Below are 3,978 nucleotides of genomic sequence, written 5' to 3'. Positions count from 1 at the left end.
CAGCGACGAAGCCGGCAGTGAAATCGAAACTCCGCTGATCCGTTGGTCGATGCAGGAAATCCGCCGTATCGCGACGCGCCTTGCGCGCAAACGCATCCGACCAGAGTTCATCATCGCCTGGTCGCTCGGCGACGAGCACATCAGGCAGAAGCAAAGCGCGCTCATATCAAAATGCAACTGTAATGCTAAGCACACTTCAAAAAATGTACGCTTTGCTCCCTTCATCTTGAAGGCAGACATTGCTCAATGCTTTCCAAGTATCTATACTCATTCGATCGCTTGGGCTGCCCACGGTATCGAACAATCCAAGAATGACACAGATAGAGCATCTACCAGCAATTATTTCAATGCACTCGATTTTTTCGTACGCAATGGACAGCGCGGTAACACACGGGCTGTATTAGTCGGGCCAGATGCATACCGATTGATAGCTGAGTTCGTCCTAGCAAAAATTGATCAAGAATTAAATAGCCTTGTAGGGAATAGGATCGTCGGAGCAGCTAGGCACGTTGATGATTACTATATCGGATTACGAAATGAGCATGATGCTCAGGCGGTATTATCAACATTGCGAGAAATTCTAGCAAATTATGAACTGAATTTGAATGATCAAAAGACAAAAATTTACTCTAGCCTTGAGCCAATTAATGACCTTTGGGCGCAGCGCCTGAGGGATCATATGCCCAGATTTGCACCGACGGAGGGCATCGAGCGATTTGAGCGCACCATCTCTGAAGCAGTGACGGCGGCCACACTAATTACGTCTGATAGTCCCATAAAGATTTTGTTCAGGTCATTTGATGAAGCTCGTATTTATAGGTCTATAAATTGGGAATACGTCGAGCAAAACGCCCAGCGGATTATACAAAAGCATCCCCACGCAATTGACTACGCCTGTTTGCTGGTGACGAAAAGGAAAGCCTTGGGCGAAAAAATCGATTCTGATGGATGGCTCACAGTTGCCGAGATGATAGTAAAGCGCAGCCTAGCGTTCAATCACGACCACGAAGTGCTTTGGATGACATGGCTTTTGTTAGCGTGTGACATCGAAATTCCTACCGCAATGGTGGATGAATTGTCGAAATCCCGAAATGCCCATATCCGAGCTTTGCTCGTGCAAGCCTATGTAGAAGGAAAGCTCAAGACGAAGCCAAGACTCGCTTTGGGTGGGTCGCTCTCATCTGTCGATGCGAACTGGCTGGTAAACTTGGTGGCGCGTTCGCAGAATTTTTCAAAGGCTGCTTTTTCTGGCTTGCTTTCGGATGAATTTGACCACTTAGCTAAAAAACATATAAGATTGCTTGATTTTAACGAGCATCCAAAGCGCGTCAGAAAGCAAAACACGAGGGCCATAAGCCGTACACGTTATGGCTACGATGATATTGAAGATGAAGATTTCGAAGATTTACTCTCGGATAACGAAAACGATGATATTTGAGCTATATAACGCTTCTGCATAGTTTCTACTCACCCAAACCGATTATTCCTCGGAAAACCCCTCGGCGGCAATCGCCCGGCTTCGGCGCGGTGGCCGATCCAGTCCTTGAGTTCCGCTCTGTCGATCGTGAACACGCGGCTTGAGGCGTCCGTCCAGGTCAGGCCGTCCTTCAGCGCAAAAACCTTCGCGTCGGAGACGCCGCCCTCCTTGTAACGCTGCATGCGCACGCCCTTGCCGCGGGCCATGCGCGGCGCTTCGCTCAAGGGAAAGACCAGGAGCTTCCGGTTCTCGCCAATGATGGCGATCATATCGCCGCTCGCCTGCGTCACGATCTTCAATCGCGACGGCGGATCGACGGTGAGAACCGCGCGGCCCTTACGCGTCGACGACAGAAGATCGTCGGCGCCGGCGACAAAGCCGCGCCCGTCATTGGTGATAAGCAGCAACGACGCCTCCGCGACATGCGGCATAACCGCAACGACATCGGCGCCTTCCTCGATATCGGCGAAGAGCCGGATCGGCTCGCCATGGCCGCGTCCGCCGGGAAGTTTCGAGGCTTCTAACGTATAGGCCTTGCCGTTCGAAGCGAGCGCGATGATTTTCGACGTCGTCTGCGCGAAGAAGGAGGCGGCGAGCGAATCGTCGCCCTTGAATTGCAGGCTCGAGAGATCCTGCACATGGCCTTTCAGCGCGCGAATCCAGCCCTTTTCCGACACGACGACGGTGACCGGCTCGCGCTCGATCATCGCTTCGGCGAGATCGAGATCGATCGCCTCCGGCGCGTCCTCAAAAGTCGTGCGCCTCTTGCCGATCGGCGTCTGCGGCCCGTAGCTCTTCTTTAATTCGCGCACCTGCCAGGCGATGGTCTTCCACTGCTTGGCTTCGTCGGCGAGCAACGCATCGATGTCCTTGCGCTCGTCGGAAAGCGCCTTGAGCTCCTTGCGCAGCTCCATTTCTTCAAGCTTGCGCAAGGCGCGCAGCCGCGTGTCGAGAATATAGTCGACCTGCAGATCGGTGAGCTTGAACGCCTTCTTTAACTCCGCCTTGGCGTCGTCCTCTTCGCGGATGATGCGGATCACCTCATCGAGATTGAGGAAGACGACGACCATGCCTTCCAATTGCTCGATGCGCCGGATGATCGCGGCGAGGCGATGGCGCGAGCGGCGTTGCAGCACGGTCCGGCGATGATCGAGCCATTGCCGCAACGCCTCGCCGAGCGAAACGACGCGCGGCGCCACGCCGTCGACGAGCACATTCATGTTCATCGTGAAGCGCGTTTCGAGTTCGGAGAGCTTGAACAGAGTCTCCATCATCAGCGCCGGATCGACCGTGCGCGACCGCGGCTCGAAGACGATGCGCACGTCTTCCGCCGATTCGTCGCGCACATCGGCGACGAGCGGCAATTTGCGCTCGGCGACGAGTTCGGCGAGTCGTTCGATGAGGCGCGACTTTTGCACGCCGTAAGGAATTTCGGTGACGACCGCGACCCAGCCGCCGCGCGGCAGCTCTTCCTTCATCCAGCGCGCGCGCAAACGAAACGAGCCGCGCCCGGTGCGATAGGTCTCGATAATTTCTTCGCGCTTGTCGACGACGATTCCGCCGGTCGGAAAATCCGGCCCCTGCACGAAGGTCAGCAACTGTTCGGCGGTCGCCTTGCGATGGGAGATGAGATAGAGCGCGGCGTCGCAAAGCTCGGCGAGATTATGCGGCGGGATCGAGGTCGCCATGCCGACGGCGATCCCCTGCGCGCCATTGGCGAGCATATTCGGCAGCGCCGAGGGCAGCACCACCGGCTCCTTCTCTTCGCCGGAATAATTGGGGATGAAGTCGATTGCGTCTTCGTCGATGCCTTCGAGCAGCAGGCGGGCGACCGCGGTCATGCGCGCTTCGGTGTAGCGATAGGCGGCGGCCGAATCGCCATCGACATTGCCGAAATTGCCCTGCCCGTCGACAAGCGGATAGCGCGAGGAGAAATCCTGGGCGAGGCGCACCAGCGCGTCATAGATCGCCTGATCGCCATGGGGATGGAACGAACCCATTACGTCGCCGACGATTTTCGCGCATTTCTTGAACGGCGCGCCAGGATCGAGCCGCAAAATATGCATGCCGTAAAGGATGCGGCGGTGGACGGGCTTGAGCCCGTCGCGGGCGTCCGGCAGCGCGCGGCCGGTGATGGTCGACAGCGCGTAACGCAGATAGCGCTCTTCAAGAGCCTCGCGCAGATCGACCGGCGCGATCACGCTAACATCGCTTGCGCCTTTGCCTTTTCCGCTTCCCCCGCCGCCTTTTTGCGCCATCTGGTCAATCCGAATCTTAGGTTACGTCGGTACTATGGCCGTCGCAGCGGCGGCGCAAGCGGGCTGTTCGCCTTTCCCAATCGGCGGGGGCGGCCGTCGACGCGCCTGTATTTTGTCTGAGAGCCGATCCGAAAAGTTTGGATTCATGAACAAGACGTTGCACGGGTCAGACGTTTAAGCATGATGCGGATCATAGCGAGTTTGACGAAGGCGGCGACGGTCGTGGCGTAGCGTTCGAAGTCG

General features: G+C 56.5%; 2 protein-coding genes. One reads left to right on the top strand and one right to left on the bottom strand.

The window, feature by feature from the left end:
• Positions 1 to 1,438 (top strand): RNA-directed DNA polymerase (locus AB7I51_RS17765; RefSeq protein WP_428405607.1); only part of this gene is annotated, 1,438 nt, incomplete at its 5' end.
• Between the two features lie 29 nt (positions 1,439 to 1,467).
• On the opposite strand, the gene parC is transcribed toward AB7I51_RS17765, so the two are convergent.
• Positions 1,468 to 3,735, bottom strand: coding sequence for a DNA topoisomerase IV subunit A (parC, locus tag AB7I51_RS17760; protein ID WP_428405606.1), 2,268 nt, complete (start codon positions 3,733 to 3,735; stop codon positions 1,468 to 1,470).
• Between the last annotated feature and the right edge of the window lie 243 nt (positions 3,736 to 3,978).

It is taken from the genome of Methylocystis sp., from assembly GCF_050246715.1.
Lineage (GTDB): Bacteria > Pseudomonadota > Alphaproteobacteria > Rhizobiales > Beijerinckiaceae > Methylocystis.
This window is presented reverse-complemented; position numbering and strand designations above follow the sequence as displayed.

Coding starts and splice junctions, on each gene's coding strand:
- parC (WP_428405606.1), bottom strand. CDS start 3,735: ATGGCGCAAAAAGGCGGCGGGGGAAGCGGAAAAGGCAAAGGCGCAAGC.